This is a genomic window from Actinomyces sp. HMSC075C01 (assembly GCF_001812965.1).
Lineage (GTDB): Bacteria > Actinomycetota > Actinomycetes > Actinomycetales > Actinomycetaceae > Actinomyces > Actinomyces acetigenes.
On sequence record NZ_KV811010.1, the window covers coordinates 31,240 to 56,153 of the forward strand.

Sequence of the window (24,914 nt, forward strand, 5' to 3'; positions counted from 1 at the left end):
CCGACCCGCCTCGACCTCTCGGAGGAGACGACCACCCGCCTTAATGCGGTCATAGTCCTTCATATCGAGAAGGACGTACCTCCCATGACCATTCTTGGTGAGGAAAACAGGCGCACCCTCCGCAACATCCTTGAGAACGTCGGTGTAGCTCCTCAGATCTGATACTGGCTTGATCGTCGGCATCACACCCCCCGCTGCTGAATCCTTCGATTAATTCTACAGCACGAGCATCAGGATGTCGAGATCGTGGCTATCCTCCAGGCCGCGCGGATAACGCGGGCGGCCTGTTTCTCGAGCTCGTCGCGCGTCAGGGCCGCACCTCCGTCTTCCGCCGCGCTCCGGTCTCCCGTGCCACGCCCTGCGCTCCCCCGCTCCAGGGCCGCCAGGAGGTCCTCCCGGTCCGTCTCGCCTCCGGGCATGAAGAGCTCGTTGCCTGCCTTGATGGCGGCGGCCGCGGTGGCACGCGGGTGCTTCATGTCGCTGCGGGTCATGCCGTCAACGACCCAGTCGGTCATGACCAGTCCGTCGAAGCCCCACTCCCGGCGCAGGATCACCTCGAGCAGCTGGGCCGACTCGGATGTGTGGACACCGTTGATGAGGTTGTAGGAGGTCATGACGGCGGCGGGCCGGGCCTGGCGCACGCAGATCTCGAAGGCGCGCAGGTAGAGGTCGCGCAGGGCCCGGGGGCTGACCCTGCTGTTGGAGTTGAGGCGGTTGGTCTCCTGGTTGTTGCAGGCCAGGTGCTTGATGGTCACACCCCGCCCCGGGTGGGACTGGACCCCGCGGGTGATGGCGGCGGCGAGGCGTCCGGCCAGCAGCGGGTCCTCGGAGAGGTACTCGAAGTTGCGTCCGCACAGGACGCTGCGGTGCAGGTTGACGGCGGGGGCGAGCCAGAGGTGGATGCCGAAGCGCTCCATCTCGACCCCGACGACGTCGCCGAGGCGCTCGACCAGCGCAGGGTTCCAGGACTGGGCGAGCGCGGTGCCGATGGGGATGGCGGTGGTGTACTGCTCGCGGATCTCGGCGGGTTCGCGGGGGTCTGGCTCGTCGGCGATGCCGAGGGCCTCACGTCCGGCGTCGTCCATGAGCTCGAGGAAGGCGGCGGGCAGGCTGGAGTCGCCCAGGGAGAAGGGGCCCTCGGCGTCGACCCCGTAGGTGGGGGCCAGGCGCAGGCCGGCGGGCCCGTCGGCCATGATGATGCTGGGCAGGCCGGGGATCCGGGAGGTGGTCTGGCCCGCCGCGCCGATGACAATGGTGGAGGCGGCCCCGACGATGGAGCCGGACTCCTCACCGCTGCGGTAGTCGCCCAGAACGGTGTAGGTGAGCTCGTCGTCGCAGAGCCCTCTGGCCAGGGTGAGGGCCTCACTGACGTCCTCCGGCACTGCCTGCTCATTGGGCTCGGCGTGGTCCGGCCGGCGCAGGTGGGCCGGGTCGACGGCGAGCACCGGCAGGCCGGCCGGGATGTCGAGGAGGATCGGCGCCTCGGGCCTCCAGTCGGTGAAGCCGGGCTCCCCCAGGTCACCGGTCAGGTGCCACACGGTTGCGTCCTGGGCGAGCTCGACGACGGCGACGGGACTGAGGTGCCGGCTGGAGGTTCCCGCCCGCAACAGGTAGCGCCCGGCCTCCAGGGTCGTGGCATGGGAGGCCTCGTCGTAGGTGGCCAGGTCGGTCAGGTCGACGTCGACGGTGATCCGTGCCGTGGCGCCGGGGGCGATCTCGTCGGTCTTGGTGAAACCTGCGAGCGCCTGGAGCGGCTGGTCGAGGCGTCCGGCCGGCACACTGGCGTAGACCTGGATGGTCTCCTTGCCAGGGTAACCGCCGGTGTTGGTGACGTCGACGTCGATGCTCACGCGGGCGCCGTCGAGGCTCACCTGGCGGGTCTGGACGTCGAAGGTCGTGTAGCCCAGGCCGAATCCGAAGGGGAGGAGCGGCTCCTTGCCGACCGAGTCGTAGAAGCGGTAGCCGACGTAGACGCCCTCGCGGTAGTGGGTGTCGTCCGGGTCGCCGAAGTCGCCGATCTGGTCGTCCTCGTCCCAGGCGGCCCAGGTGGTGGCGAGCTTGCCGGAGGGGTAGGCCCTGCCCAGGAGGACGTCGGCGAAGGCGTCACCGACGGTCGCGCCGAGCTGGGAGAGCAGGAGGATGTTGGCAACGTCATCGAGCGGGCTGAGGTCGACGACACCACCCACGTTGAGCACGAGGAGGAACCGCTCGAAGCGCCCGTTCAGGGCGAGGATGTCGCGGATCTCGGTGTCGGTGAGCCTGAGGTCACCGGCCTCGGGGGTGCGGTCGCTGCCTTCCCCGGAGGTTCGGGACAGGACGTAGACGGCTACGTGCGGGTCGGTGCCGGCCGGGATATCGAGGGGGATCGTGTACTCCGGCTCGGGCATGACCGAGCCCATGCCGACCATGATGGCGGGGACGCCGCGCTCGGCGGCCTCGGCCCTGATACCGGCGACGAAGTCCTCGTGGGCCTGAGCTCGGACACGATCGTAGGCCTCCAGCCAGGGCCGGGAGACGATCGTGAAGCCGCCCGCCTCCAGACCCTCCTCGATGGTGGTGACGTGGCGGGAGTTGACGTCTCCGCTGCCGGTTCCGCCCTTGATGGTGTGTCGCGCACCGGAGCCGAACAGGGCGATCTCGCCCGGCTCAGCCAAGGGGAAGGCACCGTCGGAACGCAGCAGCACCATGCACTCGGGGGCGAGAGCACAGACGGCGGCAAGATGGTCGATCTCGTAGGTTTCCATATCGCAGTCTCCTGTTGTCATGCCGACGGCTCAACCACGTGCCGGCCTCCGCACTGAGTGAACGAGCTGGATTCACCCCATCATCGCGGCGTTCTGATGCCTACGATAACGGAGCAGACACCGGATCCGGAGATGTTGTCGGAGAGCACACTCGGGGCTCTGTGGAGTGGAGGAAATCATGAAGGCACCCAGGAGAGTCAGCGGGAGCAGGATCGCCGTCGGCGCGGCCAGTGTGGGTCTGACGGTGGGGGCCTTCAGCCTGTACTCCCACAGGCGCTATGGCCGCTCGGCCGCGGCGAGCCTGGCGGAGTACGGCACCCGGCCGATCAAGACACTGGCGGCCCGCATTCCGATGACCGAGCGGATCGCGCGTCTGGCTGACCGCCCCGAGCCTGCCCGCACCGTCACCTTCCCGGCCTGGGGGCGCTTCTTCTACGACCTGGAGCGGCGCGAGGACTCCGGCATGCCCGTCTACTACCTCCGCCCGCGGACGCCGTCAAAGGCCGTTATCGTCTACCTGCACGGTGGCGGCTACATCTCAACGGCCAACTCGGCGCACGCCCACCTGGTCGATCATCTCGCCCGCAGGGCGGGGGCCGACGTCGTCATGCCGCTCTACCCGCTGACGCCCCACCACACCTGGCAGGAGGCGCACCGGTTGGTGCTGGACCTCTATCGGCGCACGGTGGCGGAGAACCCGGGGAAACGGATCATCCTCATGGGTGACAGCGCGGGCGGGGGCCTGGCAGCGGTTATCGCCCTGTCCCTGGCCGAGGCCGGAGACGCCCAGCCCGACGAGCTCGCCCTCATCTCGCCGTGGGTCGACATCACCAACACCAACCCGGATATCGCCGACTACGTCGACGCCGACCCGCTCATGGCTCCCGAGCCCCTCGCCGAAATCGGCCGTTCCTGGGCGGGCAGCACCCCGGTAACCGACTGGCACCTCTCCCCCATCTACGGCGAGCTGTCGGGTTTGAGGAAGGTGACGACCTTCGTGGGGACCCGGGAGATCCTCCTGCCGGACAATGCGCTCTTCCACGCCAAGCTCCTGGAGGCCGGGGTGGACTCGACGCTGCACGTCGGCGAGAACCTCAACCACGTCTACCCGATGTTCCCCACCCCGGAGGGGCGCCGGGCACGCCGCGATCTGGTCCGCATCGTCACCGGCGAGCTCGCCCGACCAGCCGGCACTCTTTAGCCGGCACTGCGAGGCAGAAGCACATGAGGCGTCAGCTGGCGGTCTGTCTCCTCTGACTGCCACACCTCGGAGAGCTCGGCACGGCTACGAGCCTGGAAGATGGTCGGGCTGTACTTCCCCTTGGAGGAGCTCTGCCACCCGTACTTCAGCTCGGAGTCGTCCAGAGGATGGTAGGCGGGAGCCTCGTAGCTGCGCGCCTTCGCCACCTGCTCATCGGTGAGCGGGATGGCGACATAAGCACCCTCGGTTGTCTGCCCGCAGCGGGCCGGATCGGTGACCCCATAGACAGCGATCTGAATGCCCTGTTCATACTCTTCGACCGATACCGACGTGACGGCGCACACCGCCTTTGTCATCCGGACAATAATCGCAGACCCCTCGCCCAGTGCCGATTCTCCACCACTGGCCGTGGTCGCTTGGGCAGGATCGAGCGTCCCCAAGGCGACCTTGGAGTCAACGACGCTTGCCGCGGCGAAGGCACTCGGATGGTCTCCGGGCAGCCACGAGTAATAGAAGGCGTCGACGCCGATGCTGACCGAGGAGTCCGATTTCTGCTCACCAGCCGCACCCTCGAGAACCGGCTTGAAAAGGACAACCGGATCACCAGATCCCACGGCAGTCATCGAAGATGACGGGAAAGGATCAACCGGAGACGGAGTCACGGTCGTCTCGGCATATCCATCACTATCCTCACCGTCACTCGACGAATAAATGTTTGGGTACACATGAGGAGTGACATCATCCGTTGCGCGGTCACTCGCATTCCTGTGTGATGCCGACATGACAAAGAAGAAAGCTCCCACTATCACCAGAAGACTGACAAAGGCAGAGAACCGCTGCATAGCGAAGGCACTATCAGACGGCTCATTAGCCTCAGGGTCACGGAACTGCCAGGAGGAAGTCGCCTCCCACATGCCGCGAGGATCTATAATGCCCCACAGCAGCATGGGAATAATCACCACAACGAACAGGATTAAAGCAAGCGCTCCCACAGATTCCCACTTTCGCAGATTGCGACCACACCGACCGCTCGTATTAATACTACCACCATCAACCGCGCTCAAACAGAGTCATCGAAGGCGTCTGGAGTCGTCAGACGCGGTGTGCACCCGAGTAGCGGGCACCGCTCCCAGCTGGAGCAGATCCATCTGCGCGTGATTTCACAAACACTCACTTGGCCACGATTGGATTGTTGATGCCATTCACATCCGAAGATCGGAATGACTGCCAGTTTCCACCAGGAGCAACACGAGCTCCGCCTCTCGAACCTCATAGATCAGCACCCAGTCGGGCCGGATGTGGCAGTCCCTCAAACCTGCTCGGTCCGCCGTGAGCGCATGGTCGCGGTAGCGAGCGGGCAACGCCTCTTGACGCTGAAGCATGTCGACGACGGCGAAGAACTCATCCAGGTCGAGACCGCGCTTCTTAGCCCGCTTGAGGTCCTTCTTGCACTTGTTCGAGATGACGATCTGGAGCATCACAGGCCCAGGTCGTCGCGCAGGTCAGCTACACTCCGGTAACGCTTGGCCGTTCCTGCGGTGATCGCCGCATCGGCCTCCTCGTAAGCCCGTCGCGCTTCGGCAGTCATGCCATAGGGACGTGAGGTGTCGAAAGGGAAACCCCTGAAGTCATTGAACGCACGGACGAACATGCGTACAGCATTGGACGGAGTCGTTCCCATCTGGCGAGCAAGCTCAACGAACAGACGCTTGTCCTCGGCATCGATCTTGACGTTGAGATTCTCCATGGCGGTCGACATCGCTTCCTCCTCGTCTCCCATCGAGGGTAACACGATGTGTCACGCTGGGGTACGGCTGCGCCAGGATCACCCGGCCTGCGCGCAGCGGTAGTACATGACCGCGACCTGGGTGCGGTTGCGCAGGCCGAGCTTGGCCAGGATCGCACTGATGTGGTTGCGCACCGTGCCCTCACTCATGAACAGCCGCGCCGCGGCCTCGGCGTTGTCCAGTCCTTCGGCCACGGCCTCGACGACCTCGTACTCGCGGTCGGTCAGGGCCGCGAAGGCGGTGCTCCGCAGGTCCTTGTCGGACGTTCCCGGGCCCTCCTCGGCCTGCTCCCGCCCTCCGGCGGGCCCGCCGAGCCCCATGGTGGTGCTGCGCTCGAGCACCTCCCCCTCCAGGACGCAGACCCCGGCCATGACGGAGCGCAGCGCCGGGGCGACCTGGGCGACGTCCTGCTTGATGAGGTAGCCGCGCGCCCCCATCTTGAGGGCCCGCACGATGTACTCGTCATCGGAGAAGGTGGTCAGGAAGACGATGCGCGCCCCGGCGTCCTCGGCCAGAATACGCTCGGCCGCACTGATCCCGTCCCCGCCGGGCATCTGGATGTCCATGAGGAGGATGTCGGGGGTCAGCTCCCGGTAGCGCTCGGTGGCCTCGGGCCCTGAGCGGCCCAGGCCGACGACGTCGACGTCGTCCTCAACCGACAGGATCGTGGACAGGGACTGAGCGACGAGCGCGTCGTCGTCGACGATGAGGACCCTCATGATGTTCCTTCTTTCCCTTGTCCGTCCTTGGGGATCGTGACGAAGACCGTGAACCGTGGCCGCGGGGTGATGCGCACCCGGCCACCCAGGGCCTCGACCCGCTCCGTCATGGAGCGCAAGCCCAGGCCCGAGCCGCCGCGGCCAGCGGCGGCCGGCTCCCCCTCGGCGGGAACGATGCCGTCATTGTCGACCGTGACCTGCCAGAACGCAGGGTAGTCGGTGACGGCCACACGGGCCGAGCGAGCCCCACCGTGGCGGGCGGCGTTGGTCAGGGCCTCGCGCACCACGGCGACGACGCAGCGCGCCACCACTGCCGGCGGCTCGGCCTCGGTGGAGCAGTCCACACGTACCGACTCGATGCCGCAGCGCGAGCCCAGCAAGTTGAGGGAGGTGGCCAGCTCCTCACCGTCGTCGGACAGGGCGTGGACGGAGCGGCGCATGGAGTCGAGGGCCTCATCCAGGCCACCGTCCAGGGTAGTGAGGTCGGCGACGACGCCGGGCTCCTCGCGGTGGACGACCTGGAGGGCCTTGACCTGCAGCAGGAGGCGGGTCAGGAGGTGGCCGACGCCGTCGTGGATCTCGCGGGCGATGCGGGTGCGCTCGGCCAGGGCGGCGGCGCGCAGCTCGTAGTCCTGGGCCTGGAGCAGCCGGGCGTTCGTGTCCTGAAGGGTGAGGACCTTCTCACGCAGGTCATCGCGCACCACGTGCAGGCTCCTTCGCGCCACCTCCTCCTGGACGGTGCGCAGCGCCAGGAGGGCCGCGAGCGCACAGAACACCAGGGCCAGGGCCAGCACGGGCATGTCCCGAACCCGCGTGACCATGACGGCCGCGAAGGGGATGCAGACGGCCACGGCCGCCATTCGCTCGTGCCGGGTCCCGAGCGCGCCGAGGCGGGCCAGGGCGTAGACGACCAGCGGAACCCCAGCCACGGAGTCCACCGAGAGGGCTCCCACCAGGAGGTAGGCAGCCGGGACGGCGATGCCCCACCGTCGCTGATCGACGGTCATGCTCAGGCCGGCGACGGTCACGGCCGCGATCAGCCAGATCACGGCGGCCGTCTTCACCTGCCCCACGAGCAGGACCAGCAGGAGGCAACCGCACAGCAGCACGCCTTTGTCGGCCAGAACCTTCACCCCTCGATTATCGGTCGGTGGCCGGCGCTCGTGGGCCCGGCATGCCGTTAGGGAACTCGTTCCGGCATCTCATGACAGAAGTCATGGGGGCCGGCCGCAGTCATGACACCAGGCACTTCTGGCCGCCACCGCGCCCCGCGACCATGGATGCCATGAGCCGGAGACCACCGGCGGAACAAAGGAAGGAGCCGAGATGGACGGCGAGGATGAGAGCCACGAGGCGGGCCTGGCGGTGGAGGTCGACTCCCTGGTCAAGCGCTATGGGGAGCTGGTCGCGGTGGACGGACTGTCTCTGACGATCCCGCGCGGCCAGGTCCTGGGGCTGCTCGGCCCCAACGGCTCGGGCAAGACGACGACGATCAGCTGCATCCTTCAGCTGCTCACCTACGACAAGGGCTCGATCCGCGTCTTCGGTGAGCCGATGACGCCCACCTCCTACGGTCTCAAGCGTCGCATCGGCGTGGTGCCTCAGGATGTCGCCGTCTTCGATGAGCTCACGGTGGCGGAGAACGTCAACGCCTTCTGCGCCCTCTACGTGCGTGACCGCGCCGAGAGGCGCCGCCTGGTGGCCGAGGCGATCGCCTTCGTCGGCCTGGAGAAGTTCGTGAGGTTCAAGCCCAAGAAGCTCTCCGGCGGCCTGCTGCGCCGCCTCAACATCGCCTGCGGCATCGCCCACGGCCCCGACCTCATCTTCCTCGATGAGCCCACAGTCGCCGTCGACCCGCAGAGCCGGGGCGCCATCCTCGAGGGCATCAAGCGTCTCAACGAGCGCGGTGCCACCGTCATCTACACGAGCCACTACATGGAGGAGGTGGAGCAGCTGTGCGACCGGATCGTCATTATGGACCGCGGCCGTCAGGTGGCCTCCGGCACCTCCGACGAGCTCAAGGCCATGATCGGCACCGGTGAGCGCATCCGAGTGGAGGTCGTCGACCCCGCCCCGCTGGGCGAGGAGGCCCTGGAGGGCCTGCGCCGCCTGGAGCATGTGCGCACGGCCGCCTACCAGGACGGTGAGGTGCTCATCGAGTGCTCCCCCGGGGCTCACAACCTCACCGATGTCATGAGGGCACTGGATGCCGCGGGGGCGACCTGCGGCCGGGTGACCTCCGAGCCCCCGACCCTCAACGACGTCTTCCTGGAGATCACCGGGCGGGCCCTACGAGACGAGGCGGCCTGAGATGTTGACCGTCTTCCTGTATCAAGTACTCAGGCTCCTGCGAGACCGGGTCCTGCTCGTGTGGACACTCGGCATCCCCGTCGTCCTGTCCCTCATCTTCATGGCGATGTTCTCCAACCTGGAGAAAGCCTTCGAAGCCACCCCCATGAACTTCGGCGTCGTCCAGGACGAGGCCTACCGGACAGCTCCGGGGCTGGACGCCGTCGTGAAGCGCATCTCCGCCGACGACGCCGATCATCACCTCATCACGAAGGTCACCCACTCCACGGTCGCGCAGGCCGAGACCGCCGCGAAGCGGGGAGAGACCAACGGGTACCTCGCCGTCGAGGGCAGCGAGCCCGTGCTGCACGTGACTCAGCAGGGCAACGAGGCCGAGACGACTCGGGTCCTGCGAGTGGTCATGGACTCCTACACCCAGAGGCAGGCCGAGTACGAGGCCCTAGCCAAGGCGGGGGCGGCTCCCGAGAAGCTGGCCGCGCTGGAGACCGACCAGTCCTTCACCCACTCGATCTCGGTGACGCCCTCCCCCGTCAAGCCGGAGACCCACTACTACTTCGCGCTGCTGGCCTTCGCCTGCGGCATGGGAACGACCGTGGCCATGGTGGCCGTGAAGGGAATCATGGCCGTCTCACCGGTGGGCGCCAGGCAGACCCTGGCGGGCCTGCCCCGGTGGAAGGTCCTGACGGCCACGCTCGCGGCCTCCTGGGTGTGCGTGTTCGCCTGCCTGCTCATCGCCTTCGCCTTCATGGCCTCGGTCGTGGGCGTGGACTTCGGGCCCCATGTGCTGCTGTGCCTCATGGCGATCGGGGTCTGCAGCCTCATGGCGAGCGCAGCTGGAGCCGCCCTGGGGACGCTGGGTCGCCTGGAGACCGGGATAGTCTCCGGCTTCCCGGCCCTGCTGTCCTTGTTCACCGGCATGTACGGGCCCGCGGCCCAGTCCCTGGCCAGCTCTATTGAGGAGCACGCACCACTGCTGGCGCAGGCTAATCCCCTGTGGCAGACGGCCCGCTGCTTCTACGGGCTCCTGTACTACGACTCCCTGGCGCCCTTCGCCCGCAGCTGCGCAGTCCTGCTGGGCATGACGTGCCTGTTCCTGACTATCGCCCTGATCCGCGCCAGGAGGATGACCCATGAGCACCTTTAAGACATGTGTGAGAGTTGTGGCCGCTCACCGGCTGTACATCCTCATCTACCTGGTGGTGCTGAGCCTGTTCGGTCTGTTCACCGGGATGGCCAAGTCCGAGGACAGCTCCGATGAGGTCACGGCCGCCACGGCGAGTGTGGCCGTCATCGACCGCGACGGCTCCACGATCTCCCGCGGGGTCAAGGGCTATGTCGAGTCCGTCGGCGAGGCTCAGCCGCTTGAGGACTCCAGGCAGGCCCTCCAGGACGCCACCGCGCAGAACCGCATCAGCTACATCCTCATCATTCCCGCCGGTTACGGGCAGAGGCTGCAGCAGGCGGCTCGCGAGGGCACCGAGCCGCCCCGCATGGACACGGTCATCGGGTACGAGTCGGCGTCCGGCGCGCTTATGAATGTGCGCGCCGACTCCTACGTGGGGCAGGTCAGCGACTACCTGTCGACCACCACGGACGACCCGGTCCGGGCCGTGGCACTTGCCAAGGAGACGATGAACCACTCCGCCCCCGCGAAACGGATCACCCCGGACGCCACGCCCCTGTCTCACAGCTTCGTCACCTACGCCAGGTTCTCCTTCTACCCGCTCATGGCCTTCGCGGTCGTCACGATCTCCACACTGATGGCGGCGCTGGGGCGCCGGGAGGTGCGCGCCCGCCTCGAGGCCACCCCGGTCAGCGGCACTTCCCGCAGCCTTGGGCTGCTGGGCGCGTGCCTCGTGGTGGGGCTCGCCGGATGGCTATGGGTCTTCGGGCTGGGAGTGGCGGCCTTCGGCCTGGGCAGCGTGGCGACGTCGGCTCCGCTTCTGGGGGTGGTCGCTGCGGCCGTGGGCAGCTACACGCTCGTGGCGGTCTCGATCGGATTCCTCATGGGGCAGATCGGTCTGGGACAGCACGCGGCCAACGCGGTCGCCAACATCGGCGGCATGGCCCTGTCCTTCCTGGGTGGGGCGTGGGTGCCCATCGAGTGGTTGCCCGACTCGCTCGCCCGGGCGGCGAGGCTCACGCCCGGCTACTGGGCGGACCGAGCGATCTCCGGGGCGTATGAGGCGACCTCCATGTCCGCCGCCGTCATTGGGCCCCTGCTGGTGGACTGCGGCATCTGCGCCCTGTTCGCCGTCGCGGTCTTCTCCGTCGCCGTGGCCGTGGGGCGCGCCCGAGCCCGCTCGGCCCTGTAGGACGCAGGGGCGCGGAGCACCCGCCAACACGACCGTGGGGCCGGTCACCACCTGGTAACCGGCCCCACGGTCATGTTGCACAGCGCCTTACCGGATCGGGGACGTCCTTCCTGCACGGGGACTGACTTTTCTTCCAGACTACTGCGGGGAAATCCCAGTGATCTGGAGGATACGTACGTCTTCGGCGAGAATCGCAGTCCTCGATCCGCAGGCCCAGCCCACCACCCCACCCTGCGGCCGGCCCCGGCCCCACCAGGGCCGGCAGGCACGTCGGATCGCGCTCACCCACGGGCACGGCAAGGCCCCGCCGGCGCATTGCACCGGCGGGGCCCACAGCAGGCGGCGGGCTATCGCTCCGACTCGCCCGTCACTCCCACTCGATGGTGCCCGGGGGCTTGCTCGTGCAGTCGAGCACCACCCGGTTGACCTCCGGCACGGAGTTGGTGATCCGGTTGGAGATGCGCGCCAGGACGTCGTAGGGCAGGCGGGTCCAGTCCGCGGTCATGGCGTCCTCGCTGCTGACCGGCCGCAGAACGATGGGGTGACCGTAGGTACGCCCGTCGCCCTGCACCCCCACGGAGCGCACGTCGGCCAGCAGCACCACCGGGCACTGCCAGATCTCGTCGTCGAGCCCGGCGGCGGTGAGCTCCTCACGGGCGATGGCGTCGGCGGCCCGCAGCACACGCAGGTTCTCGGCCGTCACCTCGCCGATGACGCGAATGCCCAGCCCCGGCCCAGGGAAGGGCTGACGAGCGACGATCTTCTCCGGCACGCCCAGCTCGCGGCCGATGGCGCGAACCTCGTCCTTGAAGAGCTCGCGCAGCGGCTCGATGAGCTCGAAGTCGAGGTCCTCGGGCAGGCCGCCCACGTTGTGGTGGCTCTTGATGTTAGCGGCACCCTCTCCCCCACCGGACTCGACGACGTCGGGATACAGGGTCCCCTGGACCAGGAAGCGGATCTCGCCGCCCTCGGCCCCGACGGCCTCGATGACCCGGCGCTGGGCGGCCTCGAAGGAGCGGATGAACTCCCGGCCGATGATCTTGCGCTTGGCCTCCGGCTCGGTGACGCCGGCCAGGGCGCTCAGGAAGCGCTCGGTCTCGTCAACCGTGATGACGCGAATGCCCATGCCCTCGGCGTAGTCGTGCTCGACCTGTTCGCGCTCGCCGGCGCGCAGCAGGCCGTGGTCGACGAAGATGCAGGTGAGCTGGTCACCGATGGCACGGTGGACGAGGGCGGCGGCCACGGAGGAATCCACTCCCCCGCTCAGGCCGCAGATGACGTGGGCGTCGCCCACCTGCTCGCGGATACGGGCCACCTGCTCGTCGATGATGTTGTCCGGCGTCCAGGTGGCCGGCAGTCCCGCCTCCTTGTGCAGGAAGTTGACCAGGGCCGCCTGCCCGTGCTCGGAGTGGAGGACCTCGGGGTGCCACTGCAACCCGTAGAGGCGGCGGCCCGGGTTCTCGAAGGCGGCCACGGGAGTTTGGGAGGTGGAGGCGGTGACCGTGAAGCCCTCGGGGGCGGCCTGGACCGCGTCACCGTGACTCATCCACACCACCTGGTCGTCCGGGGTGCCGTCGAACAGGCAGGAGCCCTCCTCCACGCGGGCGGGGGTGTGCCCGTACTCGCGGGTGCCAGTGCGTCCGACCGTTCCGCCCAGAGCCTGAGCCATGGCCTGGAATCCGTAGCAGATCCCCAGGACCGGCACTCCGGCGTCGAAGAGGGCCGGGTCAACGGAAGGGGCGCCGTCAGCGTAGACCGAGGAGGGGCCACCGGAGAGGATGATGGCCGACGGCTGCTTGTCCAGCATGGCGGCAGCATCCATGGAGTGGGGCACGATCTCGGAGTAGACACCGGCCTCGCGCACGCGGCGGGCGATGAGCTGGGCGTACTGGGCGCCGAAGTCCACCACGAGGACGGGGCCGACGGCGCTGGAAGAAGTCTGGCTGGTCGTCACCGGAACAGAATAGCCGGGGCGGCATCCCGCCGCCTTCCGCCCTGCCGGCCGGCAACGACGCCGCCTCTCGGCGCTACCCGCCACCACAGAATGACTAGACCAGCGGTTGATGCCGCACTCCTGCCGCACAGGTCGCGCTCCCGTATCAAAACCAGCGTGACGTTGGTATCCTCAACGCCCTACCAGGACGGGGAATCCCCTCCATGACGCCGCGTTCGGACACGCCCCTCTAAATGCGCCCCCCTCTCCCCGCGACGCCCTGTGTTCCACGATCCATCGGCGCAACACACGTCACGATCCTTTGTCTAGACAATTAGGTGGCGGCTTCCTAGAGTTCTACGTGACGGAGAAACCTCCGTCCAGCCCACGGGCTGCACACCGTCGTGCAGGGACGCACGACTCACGGTCAGGCGGACCTGCTCGACACGCACCGAGAGGAACACTCACATGACCGCCACCACCACCGAGCGCCCCACCCAGACCGTCGAGACCGCCGCTTCCACCACCGCTACCCAGGCGACCACCGGCACGCAGACCGACGCCAACCGCCTCACCTTCACCGTCGCCATGATCGCCGTCATGGTCGCCGTCATGGTCATGGCCGTTGTCGGCGCCGTCACCGGCATCCCGACCCTCATGTTCGCTTCCTCCGTCCTGGCCGCGATCACCATGGGCGTGGGCATCTACACCGGCATCAACCTCCTCGAGGCCCGCTGAGCGTAGACGATTCCAACGAGCTCACTGGAGCTCCACCGGATCCGGACCACGCACCACAAGCAACGCAGGACCCGGACCCAGCCCAGCAAGGGCACAGAAAAAACGAGGCTGCGCGGCCAAGGAAGCCCGCGCAGCCATGGCACACCGAGGGGCACCGCACAGGCGGCGCCCCTCTTCTCATACCTACCCCTCCCCGCAACGCAGACGGAACCAACTCTCGTGCCGGCCCCACTCACTGCCGGCGCATCCCTCCCCGCAGCGGACATCACCCTCCCGAACGATGTAAAAGCGGCCACGATGTCCAAATCGGATACAAAGGAGGGCCCCAGGCTCACAGCGCCAATAAGAAACCGCATGATTCCGCGGTTCCGTCGACGGTCCGATCGGACCACGGGCTCCTTTGTCACCGATTTGGACACGGAGCATGTCCGACCTCGGCTCGGAGTAGCATTGCGCCTCCTGCTCAAGCCGGCAGGGCCCGAGCAGGAGGCGCGAGGATGAGGGGGCGCGGTCAAGCCCCGACAACTGGGGCTGACCGCCTGGGATCACAGCGACATGTCGACGACGGCGCGCCCCTGGATCTCGCGGTTGCGCAGCGCGGTGTAGCCGGCGCCGGCCTCCTCCAGGGGCAGACGGCGCGAGACGACATCGCGGTAGTTGATGACGCCCTTGTCGGCCAGGTCGACGACGGCCGGCAGGTCCTGGCGGGTGCGCGCCCCGTAGGAGCCGAGGATCGACTGCGAGCGGCGCACCGTACGGTTGATCTCCACCCCGGCGGTCTGCACGCCGGCCCCCAGGCCGATCGGCACCATGCGGCCACCGTCGGCCAGCACGTCCAGGGCGGTGGTCCAGGTGGCGGGGATACCCAGCGCCTCGAAGGAGACGTCCACACCCTTGCCGCCGGTAAGCCGGAAGACCTCCTCGCGGGCGTCCTGGGTGACGGAGTTGACCACGGCCGTGGCCCCGTAGTCGAGCATGGGGGCGAGCTTGTCGTCATCGACGTCGATGGCGATGACCTGGCTGGCGCCGAAGGCCCGGGCGATCTGGACGATGTTGGTGCCCACGCCGCCGGTGGCGACCACGGCGACGGTCTCCCCGTAGCGCAGGTCGGCGCCGCGGCGCACGGCCCCGTAACCGGTCATGGCGGCGCAGCCCAGGATGGCCGCCGGCACCATGTCGATGGTGTCGGGTACGGGGGCCACGGCGGTGGAGGGGATGACCGCATACTCGGCCAGACCGCCCATGGAGTACATGGCCACCGGCTCGCCGTCGAGGGTCGCCAGGCGGGTGGTGCCGTCGTAGAGGACACCCTTGAGGCGGTTGAGGTCGAAGAAGGGGCCACACAGCTCGTCGCGCCCCGAGGCGCAGGCGTCGCACTGGCCGCAGGGCATGAGGAAGCCGCCGGCCACCTTCTGCCCGACCGTCAAGCCGGTGTGCTCGTTGCCGGGGCCGAGCTCCACGATGGTGCCGGAGACCTCGTGGCCGAGCACCGCCGGCAGAGGGAAGGCAATGGCGCCGCCGATGACGTGGAGGTCGGAGTGGCACAGCCCGCAGGCGGCCACCTTGATGAGGACCTCGCCTGCCTTGGGCCGGGGGGTGCGCAGGGTCTCGATCTGCAGGCCGACCTCGTGGTCCCGCAGGACCGCGGCCTTCATGGTCTCAGGGATGGACACGGTTGTCTGTGAGGCCTGGACCGCCTCATTGCTCGTCATGCTCAGGTGCCTCTCTGTCAGGTGTCGACGACGTCGGGCCGCCGAGTGGCCTCCTCAAGGCCACGCCCCCACCATACGATATTTGTCCTGACAAATCATAGGCCTGAAGTCGGATGCGCTGACGCTGCCCTCAGAGACGCCCCGCGCTCGCACACCCCTAGACTTTCAGCTCGCGCGGCAGGCGCAGGAGCACGACGGCGACGCTGAGCACCGACAGCGTGAAGACCACCCAGAACAGGGCGCGGGTCCCAAGGCAGCTCACGATGAGCAGTGAGGCCAGGAGGACTCCGGCACGCGCCAGGCCCCCTCCGGTCGCCGAGGCGCGCCGCTGCGCCTCCACCAGCCAGGGCGGGATCCGCGGGTCGATCGCCCCCTGACAGGCCGGCAGGACCAGCACCGACTGGCTGGCGACCAGGATCGTCAGGGAGACGATGATCGTCCGGGCGCCGCCCACGCCCCCGAGAGTCATGCCGGTCACCAGGAAGGTGGCCCCCAGGACGGCGACGACCGCCCCCAGCACCACCCGCAGGAAGCGCAGCTGCTCGACCCGGGTCACCAGCGCCAGGGCGAGGAGTGCCAGCCCTATCCAGGTCGCGGCGCTTATGGCGATCGCAGCGGGTGCGAGCCCGAGATCGGTGGCGATCAGCGGGGCGAGGACCAGGGCCGCCGCCCCCAGGGGCGCCTCCTGGGCGATGATGAGGACGGCGCCAGTGAGCACGGCGGCACGCACCTCGGGCACCCGCAGCTCGCTGGGAGACATGGCCTGCTGCTCGGCCATCATCTCCGCATCCAGGCGGGTCCAGTCGATGGCCACGGAGGCCTCCAGGGTCCCGTGCAGGCGGCGCAGCGCCTCGAAGGCCTCGACGTCGCGTCCCTGCCGCACCATCCAGACCGGGCTCTCGGGCAGGAGCAGGGCGCAGACCAGGTACGCCAGCGAGGCGACGGCGACCACCACCCAGGCGATGAGGAGCCGCGAGGGACTCCACCAGGCCGCCAGAACCACGACGCCGGCCCCGGCCGGGCCGAGGGCCATGGCCTGCGGCATGAGTCGCTTGTGCCCCCTCAGGGAGAGCTCGTGGCAGACCAGTGGCGCCACGACGAGCACCCCGCCCACCGCTAGGCCCACCAGGCCCGCCCCGATCAGGCCGACGCCGCCGAGCCCGGCTGCGACCCCGGCGCCCAGCACTGCCAGAGCGCCCATGAGCAGTCCCATTCGCCGTCGCCCCAGGTACCGGGCAAGAGGGCGGCCGGTGACGGTCCCCAGCACCATCGCCGCAGCAACGGCGCCGACCAGGGGCAGAGCGCTGCCACGCGCGCCGGCGACCCCGATGGCCAGCACCCCTTCCAGGGCGCCGAGGAACAGGCCTGCCGCCCAGGCGTACAGGCTGAGGCGGAGCGGAGCGGGTGGCGCGCTGCGCGGCGGATGCGGGTTCATGGACCGGTCACCGTGTACGTCATGGGCGGCAGAAATGTGTTGGGCTCAGTTGGGAAGGGGAGTTGCCTGATCAGGGAAAGGCCGGGAGGGGAACTGCAACAGTGCGTCAGAGCCTGACAGTCGATTCAATCCGTTCGGTTCGGCTCCACCAGCCACTGCCGCAGCCTCTCACTCCAAGGCCTCAGCTGTACTCCTTCTCGAAGCGCTCCTCGAGCTCCTCCAGGGAGTGGTACTTCGTCTCGGGCACGTACTTCATGTAGAAGACGAGGGAGAACACGTTGATGAGGCAGAAGATGAGGTAGGTGCCCGCTCCCCCGAGCTTCTCCATCATGATGGGGAAGACCAGGGCGACGATCGCGTTGGCGATCCACAGAGCGCCGACCGCCAGCCCCATGGCCGTGCCGCGAACCTTGGCGGGGAAGATCTCCGCCACGAGGACCCAGGTGACCGTTCCGGACTGCTTGGCGAAGACGAACAGGGAGACGATGAGCAGCACCAGGTAAGGGGCGAAGGCGGGGGCACCCTTGATGTTGCCGTCGGCGTCCTGGTAGGGCTGGATGAGGAAGAAGAAGACCGCGGCCAGGAGACCCAGTGAGACCACGATGCTGGCCTCCTGGTAGATGCCCACGTGCCGCCGGGCGAACTTGGTGACCAGCCACAGCCCCACGGCCGACCCCACGAAGGAGATGAATCCGGAGACGACATTGAGGGAGATCGCGTCGCTCATGGGCAGGCCGGCCGCGGAGAGCACCTTGGGCGTGTAGTACATGGCCGTGTTGATGCCGGTGAGCTGGTCGGCCAGGCCCAGGATGATGCCGATGATGAGCAGGTGCCGGGTCCACTTGACGCCCATGATCTGCGCCAGGCCCCACTTCTCCTGGCCGGCCTCCTTGCGCTGGACCTCGAGCATCTCGTCGACCTCGTCGGCGATGGAGCCATCCTTGGACTCGTCACGCACCCGTTTGAGGGAGCCGATGGCCTCGGCGATGCGCAGGTTGGCGACGTACCAGCGTGAGGACTCCGGCATGAGGCGGATGCCGATCCACAGCGCTATGGCCGGCAGTGAGGCCAGCACAAGCATGTAGCGCCAGGTCGTGCCGTTACCGGACTCGACGACGACGTTGGCCAGGTGCTGGACCGACTCCCAGGAAACGGTCTCGCCAGCCTTGGCGACAACCTCACCGGAGCTGTTGACGACGTCGTTGGCGACCGTGACCTCCGGTCCGCCGTGGATCTGGGTCAGGACCGCGTTCATCGAGAAGGCGAGGAACTGACCGAAGACGATCATCATCTGGTCCACGGCCACGAGCGTTCCACGGATGCGCTTGGGAGCCGTCTCACCGAGGAAGACCGGAACCGTCGCCGAGGCGCCACCGACGGCGAAGCCCAGGACGATGCGGAAGAAATAGAGGACCCAGATGTTCGGGGAGAAGGTGCACCCCAGCGCGCCGAAGAAGAAGACCGCTGCCAGGAGCGTGATGTTGTGACGACGCCCGTACTTGTCGGAGAGCTTGCCGCCGACTGAGGCCCCCAGCGCGGCACCCAGGCACAGGAAGGTCCCTACGAGACCCTCCTCCAGTGAGTTGATCTGAAGGCCACTGGCGTCGTGCGGCAGATACATGTACGGCAGCGCGGCCGAGATCACTCCGGTGTCATAGCCGAAGAGCAGCGAGCCGAGGGTGGCGACCAGGGCGATGAGTCCCAGCGAGCGCTTCGGACCCGACGCGGGGGTCTGGTCAACCAGCTCCTGGATCCTCTCCGGCGTGTACTGCGCCGCAGAAGTGGGCGATGTGGACATGAAGGAACTCCTTGGGTCGTCCGCCATCGTTGGCGGAGGCGAAAGAGAGCGCTGCTGGGTGGAGCGGTTGTCCGGTCCGCCGGTCACCGCCCCGCAGCGCAGGGGCGGCACCGACATCCACGTCGACATACACATAATGTCATGACAATAGCCTCTGGGGAAGTGGTGACGTCAGGCATTTTCAGACCCTTGGACGACACCCCGGGAATATGCTGTTCTGCCACCGAAAAGTCATCATCCGCGGGGATGAGGCGCAGGCCCACCAGGACGAATATGGCGGGCGACTTCAGTCACCACTCTCCCGATGACACCACCTGAACGCCTGCGAGCACGCAGCAGCCTCAAGGCCCCCAGCAGGCGTCCACGCTCCGCCGGCACCCGGTGACAGGGCTCTGGAAGTAGGGCGCTCCTTACCCCATCAAGGCACGGACGCACCATAGGGCTCGCGAACTCATCCTGAAGGATCCGTCCTTGAGGTCTACGGTGCGTCCGCAGCGATGGGCGGCGGAGCCGCCAGGCCTACTCCTCGCGCTGGAAGGACATGGTGGCGGCGTAGGTCTTCTCCGAGGGCCAGCGGGTGGTCACGGCCTTGGCGCGGGTGTAGAACCGCACGCCCTCGGGGCCGTGGATGTGGGTGTCGCCCAGGAGCGACTCCTTCCATCCGCCGAAGGAGTAGTAGGCCACCGGTGTTGGGATCGGCACATTGATGCCCACCATGCCGGCCTCGACGTCGAGCTCGAAGCGACGGGCCACGCCGCCGTCGTTGGTGAAGATGGCCGCGCCGTTGCCGAAGGGCGAGGAATTGACCTGCTTGATGGCCTCCTCATAGGTGTCGGCGTGGACGATGGCGAGCACCGGCCCGAAGACCTCCTCGGTGTAGAGCGAGGACTCCAGGGGGACGTTGTCGACGATGGTCGGGCCGAGGAAGTGGCCCTTCTCGTGTCCGGGGATGACCAGGGAGCGGCCGTCGAGGACGACCTCGGCGCCCTTGGCCTCGGCGTCGTCGATGAGTCCGGTGATGAACTCCTTGGACTTGGCGTCGATGACCGGACCCATCTCAACACCCTCGTCCATGCCGTAGCCGACCTTGATCTTCTCGGCGTGGGCCTTGACGCGGCGGGCCAGGTCCGGTCCGCAGCCGCCCACGGCCACGACGACGGGCAGGGCCATGCAGCGCTCGCCGGCGGCCCCGAAGGCGGCAGCGGAGATGTGCTGGGCGGCGAAGTCCAGGTCGGAGTCGGGCATGACGATGGCGTGGTTGTTCGCCCCGCCCAGGGCCTGGACGCGCTTGCCGTGGGTGATGCCGGTGTTCTGGACGATGTGGGCCACCGGGGTGGAGCCCACGAAGGAGATCGCGTCGATGCCGGGGTGCTCAAGGACCTTGGAGACCATGGTGCGGTTGCCGGAGACGACGTTGAAGACGCCGTCGGGCAGGCCGGCCTCCTTGTAGAGCTCGGCCGTCAGCAGTGCCGCCGACGGCGTGGCCGAGGCCGGCTTGAGGATGAAGGCGTTGCCGGTGGCGATGGCGATGGGGTGCATCCACATGGGCACCATGGCCGGGAAGTTGAAGGGGCAGATGCCGGCGACGACGCCGACCGGCTGGCGCAGGGTGTGGATGTCCACGCCGGTGGAGATGTCGAAGGAGTGCTCGCCCTTGAGGGCCAGGTTGATGGCTGTGGCGAAGTCGAGGGTCTCGCGCCCGCGCTGGATCTCACCGATGGCGTCGGAGTAGTTCTTGCCGTGCTCGGCCACGATCATCTTGGCCATCTCGTCGGAGTGGTCCAGGACCAGCTGGCGCATGCGGAACATGATGGCGGTGCGCTTGGCCAGCGAGACCTTCGCCCACTCCTTCTGGGCGCGGCGGGCCACCTCGACGGCGTGGTCGAGGTCGGCGTCGGAGGCCTGGAGCAGCTCGGCCTCGACCTCACCGGTTCCCGGGTTCTCGACGGCGAAGCGGCCGATCGGGTTTCCCTCGTAGTACTTTCCGTCAACCCAGTGCGCAATGGTTCTCATCGTTATCGACTCCTGATTGTCGGTTTCGCGGACCCGCCCCGCCTATGGGGTGGGTAGGGCCGGACTTAGACCAAGGTCTCAGCGACGGACCGGCCGGGCGCCCAGCGCCTTGCATGTGCCCCCAGCCTAACGTCCTAGACGGCCAACGGTGCGATTTTGTCAGAACATAATGGGGGCGTTGACCACATCGTGATCCTGGCGTCCCGCTGGGCCGTGGTCAAGGGGCGCCCGCCCCGGAGGGGAGCGCGCCGTTGACCGCGGCCTACCTGCGATCCCTCCAGGTAGTGGCCTTACAGGTAGTGACGCTGAGGCTTGCGGTCACGCAGGTACTCCTCGTAGGCGCGCTGCGTGGACTCCAGCTCGGAGACACCCGAGACCGGCACGTCCCACCAACTCGACCCAGGCGGGTTGGGGCCGTAGAGGTCGGTCTCGATGTGGATCATCGTGGGACGGTCGGAGGCCTCGGCCTGGCGGTAAGCCTCCTTGAACTCGGCGATGGTGTGGACCTCGAGGACGTCCAGACCCCAGGAGCGGGCGTTGGCGGCGATGTCGACGCCGTCGATGACCTGCTCGTCGGCCAGGTGGCTGCCCTCGCCGCGCCTGCGGTACTTGGTGCCGAAGCGCTGGGAGCCGTGGGACTCCGAGAGGGCACCGATGGAGCAGAAGCCGTAGTTCTGCAGCAGGACGTAGATGACCTTGATGTTCTCCTGGACCACGGTGGCCAGCTCCATGGGGAGCATCTGGTAGGTGCCGTCACCCACGATGGCGACCACCTCAGCCTCGGGGCGGGCGAGCTTGACACCCATGGCGGCGGGCACCTCGTAGCCCATGCAGGAGAAGGCGTACTCCACGTGGTACTGCAGCGGACTGCGGGCCTGCCACAGGGCCTGGAGGTCACCGGGCATGGAGCCGGCGGCGTTGATGACCACGTCCTCCTCCCCCATGAGCTCGTTGAGGGCGCCGAAGACCTCGGTCTGGGCGGGCAGGGGCCCGTGGTCCAGGTGGTAGCAGCGCTCGGTGGCCTTGAGCCAGGCCTCCTTCTCCGCGGTGATCTCCTCGGAGTAGGCCGCCTCGACGTGGTAGTCCGCGAGCGCCTCGGTCAGGGCGGCCAGGGCCTCGCGGGCGTCGGCCACCACCATCTCGGCGCTCTCCTTGGCGGCGTCGAAGGGGGTGACGTTGATGTTCACGAACTTCACGTCGGGGTTCTTGAACTGGGTCTTGGAGGCCGTGGTGAAGTCGGAGTAGCGGGTGCCCACGCCGATGATGAGGTCGGCCTTGTCGGCGATGTGGTTGCCGGAGTCGCAGCCGGTGGAGCCCACGCCGCCCACGGCGCTGGGGTGGTCGAAGTTGATGGCGCCCTTGCCGGCCTGGGTGTCGCCCACCGGGATGCCGGTGGCGGTGGCCAGGGCGCGCAGCTCCTCGCTGGCGCCGGCGTAGATGGTGCCGCCGCCGGCGATGATGAGGGGCCGCTTGGCGGCCTTGATGAGGGCGACGGCGCGCTGAAGGGCGGCGGGCTCGGGCACCGGGCGGCGCACGTGCCACACGCGCTTGCCGAACAGCTCCACGGGCCAGTCGAAGACCTCGGCCTGGACGTCCTGGGGCATGGCGATGGTGACCGCGCCGGTCTCGGCGGGGTCGGTGAGTACGCGCATGGCGTTGAGCAGCGAGGGGATGAGCTGCTCGGGCCGGTTGATGCGGTCGAAGAAGCGCGAGACGGGCCGGAAGGCGTCGTTGACCGAGACGTCCAGGCTGGTGGGGTCCTCCAGCTGCTGGAGCACGGGGTCGGGGACGCGGGTGGCGAACTGGTCGGAGGGGAAGAGCAGCACCGGCAGGCGGTTGGTGGTGGCCAGGGCGGCCCCGGTGACCATGTTGAGGGAGCCCGGGCCGATGGAGGCCGTGCACATGTAGGTCTGGAGGCGGTTGGTGGTCTTGGCGAAGGCGGCGGCCGCGTGCACCTGCCCCTGCTCGTTGCGGGGCATGATGTAGGGCATCTCCTGCTCGCCGTCGGCGCGGGCGATCTCGTTCTGCAGGAGGGCCTGGCCGATGCCGGCCACGTTGCCGTGGCCGAAGATCCCGAAGGCCCCGGCGATGAGGCGCTGCTCGACGCCGTCGCGCTCGGAGTACTGGTTGGACAGGAAACGGATGGTGGCCTGGGCGACCGTCAGGCGGATCGTGCCGGCGTAGGCTTCGTTGCTCATCGTGGTTCTTCTCTGCTCTTCTCAGGTGGTGGGGCGGTCGAAAGGCGGATCGGCTAGTCGTTCATGGGGGTCATGGGCAGGCGCGGGTCGACCTCCTGGTCCTCCCAGGTCTGGCGCACCCAGGTGTGGTGGGGGTCGTCGGTCATGAGCCACACGGAGTCCTCGGCGGGGCCGGCCATGACGTTGAGGTAGTAGAGGTCGTAGCCGGGGGCGGCCACGGAGGGGCCGTGGTAGCCGTATGGCATGACGACGACGTCGCCGCCGCGCACCTCGGTGCACACGTCGATGTCGTGGCCGGGCGAGGGGTAGATGCGCTGGAGCGCGAAGCCCTCGGCGTCGCCCTCACCGGCGCGGACCTGGTAGTAGTAGATCTCCTCCAGGACCCGCTCGACCTCGGTGTGCTCGTCGTGCTTGTGGGGCGGGTAGGAGGACCAGTTGCCTCCGGGGGTCAGGACCTCGCAGGCCAGCAGGTGGGAGGTCTCGACGTCGTTGCCCAGGGCGTAGTTGTTGACCTGGCGCGAGGAGGGGCCGGCCCCCCGCAGACCGGTTCCGACCTCGGAGCGCGGGCAGTAGCGCAGCGGCTTGTCGGTGGTGGCCTTGGCCCCGGGCAGGGCGATGCGGGCGCCGTCGGCGCTGGTGAGGGTCACCTCGGTGCGGCGGGGGACGTAGACGTAGTCGGTGATGTCAGTGAAGATCGACTCGCGTCCGGCCACCTCGAAGCGCTCACCGCCGGCCTGGACGGTGCAGCCCCCCGACAGGGGCAGGACGAGGTACTCGTGCTCGCCGGCGGGCACGGTCAGGGGCTTCCCGGGGGCGAGCTCCACCACTCGCAGGGAGGACCACTCCCAGCCGGCCCGCTCCGGGGTGAGGTCCAGCTCGTAGCTGTCGTGGGCGAGCTCGCCGGCGCGGATGACGTAGCGGGACTGGTCCGACGCCTCGGACGGGGCGGTGCGGTCGGTGTGGCCCATGGTGATGCTCCTTCAGCTCCTGGTGGTACTCGTGGGGATTGTCTCGTATGGGGTGGCCCGGCCGGGGCCGATTGACGGCGGTTGCGGGCCGGGGCGGTCGGTTCGCTTGCGGGCGTATCAGGTGCTCACAGCAGGGCGACGGCGGCGTCGACGGCGGCCTCAACGTCGTCATTGCCCGGGTAGAGCAGGGAGCGGCCCACGACCAGTCCCCTGACATTGGGCAGCTCCAGGGCCGCCGCCCAGGAGGCGCGGGTGGCCTCGGGGTCGGTGGAGACCTCGCCGCCCAGGATGAGGCTGGGCAGGGAGGTGGAGGCCATGACGCGTCGCATCGAGGCGGGATCGCTGACGCAGGGCAGCTTGAGCCAGGTGTGCGCCGAACTGCGCCCCAGCGCCTGGGCGATGCAGATCGAGCGGATGACGGCCTCCTCGCTGAGGTCGTTGACGATCCGGCCATCCTCCCACCGTGAGATGAAGGGCTCGATCATCGCGTTCAGGCCACGCTGGGACAGGGAGTCGATGGCCTTGGCGCTGGCCTCGAGGGTGGTAGCGCTGGCGGGGTCGGCGTAGTTGATGCGGGTGAGCATCTTGCCGCCGTCGAGGTGGGAGGCCTCGATGCCCAGGGCGTCGTAGGCGCCGAAGCGGTCGTCCATCTCGAAGGAGGCCCCCTGGAGGCCGACCCGGTTCATGGAGCCCCACACGAACTTGCCGTCCAGGGCGCCCAGGAGGGTCAGGTCCTCGATGATCTCGGCGGTTCCCAGGAACCCGTTGACGCCGGAGCGGGACAGGGCCGTCATACAGCGCTGGAGGAGGTCCTCGCGGTCGGCCATCGCCAGTGGCCTCGCCCCCGCTCCCAGGGCTCCACGGGCCGGGTGGTCGCAGGCGATGACCATGAGGCGCCCGGCCCCGGCCAGGTCGGCGCGGGGACGCTGGGCCAGGGCTTGACGGATACGGCCGGGGTTAGTGGCTCGGATCTCGGTGACGGCGTCGGTCAGCGGCCGCGGCCCTGAGGTGGAGGCGGCAGAGGTGGGTGTTGCGCTCATCGG

20 protein-coding genes are annotated in these 24,914 nt (G+C 68.2%); 5 read left to right on the plus strand and 15 right to left on the minus strand.

What is annotated here, in order from left to right; all coding sequences use genetic code 11:
• Together HMPREF2883_RS15545 and HMPREF2883_RS08880 are read right to left on the minus strand one after the other, a co-directional pair.
• On the minus strand, window positions 1-183 hold a 183-nt coding region (locus HMPREF2883_RS15545; RefSeq protein WP_070661240.1), incomplete at its 3' end, for a type II toxin-antitoxin system prevent-host-death family antitoxin.
• Between the two features lie 47 nt (window positions 184-230).
• Window positions 231-2,744: a glycoside hydrolase family 3 N-terminal domain-containing protein gene (locus tag HMPREF2883_RS08880; RefSeq protein ID WP_176747185.1), complete on the minus strand. Its 2,514-nt coding sequence runs from the start codon at window positions 2,742-2,744 to the stop codon at window positions 231-233.
• 178 nt (window positions 2,745-2,922) lie between these two features.
• Here HMPREF2883_RS08880 and HMPREF2883_RS08885 point away from each other — a divergent pair, with 178 nt between their 5' ends.
• On the plus strand, window positions 2,923-3,945 hold the full coding sequence (locus HMPREF2883_RS08885) for an alpha/beta hydrolase (RefSeq protein ID WP_070661243.1): 1,023 nt from the start codon (window positions 2,923-2,925) through the stop codon (window positions 3,943-3,945).
• Here the strand turns inward: HMPREF2883_RS08885 and HMPREF2883_RS15550 are convergent.
• The 5 genes from HMPREF2883_RS15550 to HMPREF2883_RS08910 all read right to left on the minus strand — a co-directional run bounded on the left by HMPREF2883_RS15550 (window position 3,942) and on the right by HMPREF2883_RS08910 (window position 7,584).
• Window positions 3,942-4,907 (minus strand): DUF6199 family natural product biosynthesis protein, encoded by a 966-nt coding sequence (locus tag HMPREF2883_RS15550; RefSeq protein ID WP_256277403.1) that lies wholly within the window; start codon window positions 4,905-4,907, stop codon window positions 3,942-3,944. The two genes, HMPREF2883_RS08885 and HMPREF2883_RS15550, sit on opposite strands and share 4 nt — an antisense overlap.
• 240 nt (window positions 4,908-5,147) lie before the next feature.
• On the minus strand, window positions 5,148-5,426 hold the full coding sequence (locus HMPREF2883_RS08895) for a type II toxin-antitoxin system YafQ family toxin (protein WP_010614629.1): 279 nt from the start codon (window positions 5,424-5,426) through the stop codon (window positions 5,148-5,150).
• A complete protein-coding gene (locus HMPREF2883_RS08900) occupies window positions 5,423-5,704 on the minus strand; it encodes a type II toxin-antitoxin system RelB/DinJ family antitoxin (RefSeq protein ID WP_070661249.1) in 282 nt (93 codons plus the stop codon). The genes HMPREF2883_RS08895 and HMPREF2883_RS08900 overlap by 4 nt, the downstream gene beginning before the upstream one ends.
• Window positions 5,705-5,770: 66 nt before the next feature.
• Complete coding sequence (locus HMPREF2883_RS08905; protein ID WP_070661252.1) at window positions 5,771-6,451, minus strand: response regulator transcription factor; 681 nt, start codon at window positions 6,449-6,451, stop codon at window positions 5,771-5,773.
• The gene (locus HMPREF2883_RS08910; RefSeq protein WP_070661255.1) at window positions 6,448-7,584 is read right to left on the minus strand and encodes a sensor histidine kinase; all 1,137 of its coding nucleotides are present in this window, start codon (window positions 7,582-7,584) and stop codon (window positions 6,448-6,450) included. The genes HMPREF2883_RS08905 and HMPREF2883_RS08910 overlap by 4 nt, the downstream gene beginning before the upstream one ends.
• 193 nt (window positions 7,585-7,777) lie before the next feature.
• Here HMPREF2883_RS08910 and HMPREF2883_RS08915 point away from each other — a divergent pair, with 193 nt between their 5' ends.
• Genes HMPREF2883_RS08915 through HMPREF2883_RS08925 form a run of 3 tightly spaced genes read left to right on the plus strand, consistent with a single transcriptional unit; the run spans window position 7,778 to window position 11,076 of the window.
• Window positions 7,778-8,761, plus strand: a complete 984-nt coding sequence (locus tag HMPREF2883_RS08915; protein WP_003789479.1) for an ABC transporter ATP-binding protein — start codon at window positions 7,778-7,780, stop codon at window positions 8,759-8,761.
• 1 nt (window position 8,762) lies between these two features.
• Entirely contained in the window at window positions 8,763-9,905 is a 1,143-nt protein-coding gene (locus tag HMPREF2883_RS08920; protein WP_070661259.1) for an ABC transporter permease, read from the plus strand.
• Window positions 9,892-11,076: an ABC transporter permease gene (locus HMPREF2883_RS08925; RefSeq protein ID WP_256277404.1), complete on the plus strand. Its 1,185-nt coding sequence runs from the start codon at window positions 9,892-9,894 to the stop codon at window positions 11,074-11,076. Before HMPREF2883_RS08920 ends, HMPREF2883_RS08925 begins: the two co-directional genes overlap by 14 nt.
• Window positions 11,077-11,443: 367 nt before the next feature.
• Here HMPREF2883_RS08925 and guaA read toward each other — a convergent pair whose 3' ends face one another.
• Window positions 11,444-13,030 carry a glutamine-hydrolyzing GMP synthase gene (gene guaA, locus HMPREF2883_RS08930; protein WP_070661262.1) on the minus strand — a complete coding sequence of 529 codons (1,587 nt, stop codon included), beginning with the start codon at window positions 13,028-13,030 and terminating at the stop codon, window positions 11,444-11,446.
• A 447-nt stretch (window positions 13,031-13,477) separates the two neighbouring features.
• Here guaA and HMPREF2883_RS08935 point away from each other — a divergent pair, with 447 nt between their 5' ends.
• On the plus strand, window positions 13,478-13,747 hold the full coding sequence (locus tag HMPREF2883_RS08935; RefSeq protein WP_070661265.1) for a hypothetical protein: 270 nt from the start codon (window positions 13,478-13,480) through the stop codon (window positions 13,745-13,747).
• Between the two features lie 545 nt (window positions 13,748-14,292).
• Here HMPREF2883_RS08935 and HMPREF2883_RS08940 read toward each other — a convergent pair.
• From HMPREF2883_RS08940 to HMPREF2883_RS08970, 7 genes are all read right to left on the minus strand, one after another.
• Window positions 14,293-15,459, minus strand: a complete 1,167-nt coding sequence (locus HMPREF2883_RS08940; protein ID WP_070661268.1) for a zinc-binding dehydrogenase — start codon at window positions 15,457-15,459, stop codon at window positions 14,293-14,295.
• A gap of 157 nt (window positions 15,460-15,616) precedes the next feature.
• Window positions 15,617-16,894 (minus strand): MFS transporter, encoded by a 1,278-nt coding sequence (locus HMPREF2883_RS08945; RefSeq protein WP_070661271.1) that lies wholly within the window; start codon window positions 16,892-16,894, stop codon window positions 15,617-15,619.
• A 181-nt stretch (window positions 16,895-17,075) separates the two neighbouring features.
• Window positions 17,076-18,692 (minus strand): MFS transporter, encoded by a 1,617-nt coding sequence (locus tag HMPREF2883_RS08950; protein WP_070661273.1) that lies wholly within the window; start codon window positions 18,690-18,692, stop codon window positions 17,076-17,078.
• Window positions 18,693-19,211: 519 nt separating this feature from the next.
• Complete coding sequence (locus tag HMPREF2883_RS08955) at window positions 19,212-20,705, minus strand: CoA-acylating methylmalonate-semialdehyde dehydrogenase (protein WP_070661276.1); 1,494 nt, start codon at window positions 20,703-20,705, stop codon at window positions 19,212-19,214.
• Between the two features lie 290 nt (window positions 20,706-20,995).
• Window positions 20,996-22,903, minus strand: a complete 1,908-nt coding sequence (gene iolD / locus HMPREF2883_RS08960) for a 3D-(3,5/4)-trihydroxycyclohexane-1,2-dione acylhydrolase (decyclizing) (protein WP_070661279.1) — start codon at window positions 22,901-22,903, stop codon at window positions 20,996-20,998.
• A gap of 53 nt (window positions 22,904-22,956) precedes the next feature.
• Window positions 22,957-23,871: a 5-deoxy-glucuronate isomerase gene (gene iolB, locus HMPREF2883_RS08965; protein ID WP_070661282.1), complete on the minus strand. Its 915-nt coding sequence runs from the start codon at window positions 23,869-23,871 to the stop codon at window positions 22,957-22,959.
• A 125-nt stretch (window positions 23,872-23,996) separates the two neighbouring features.
• Window positions 23,997-24,911, minus strand: coding sequence for a Cgl0159 family (beta/alpha)8-fold protein (locus tag HMPREF2883_RS08970; protein WP_070661285.1), 915 nt, complete (start codon window positions 24,909-24,911; stop codon window positions 23,997-23,999).
• Between the last annotated feature and the right edge of the window lie 3 nt (window positions 24,912-24,914).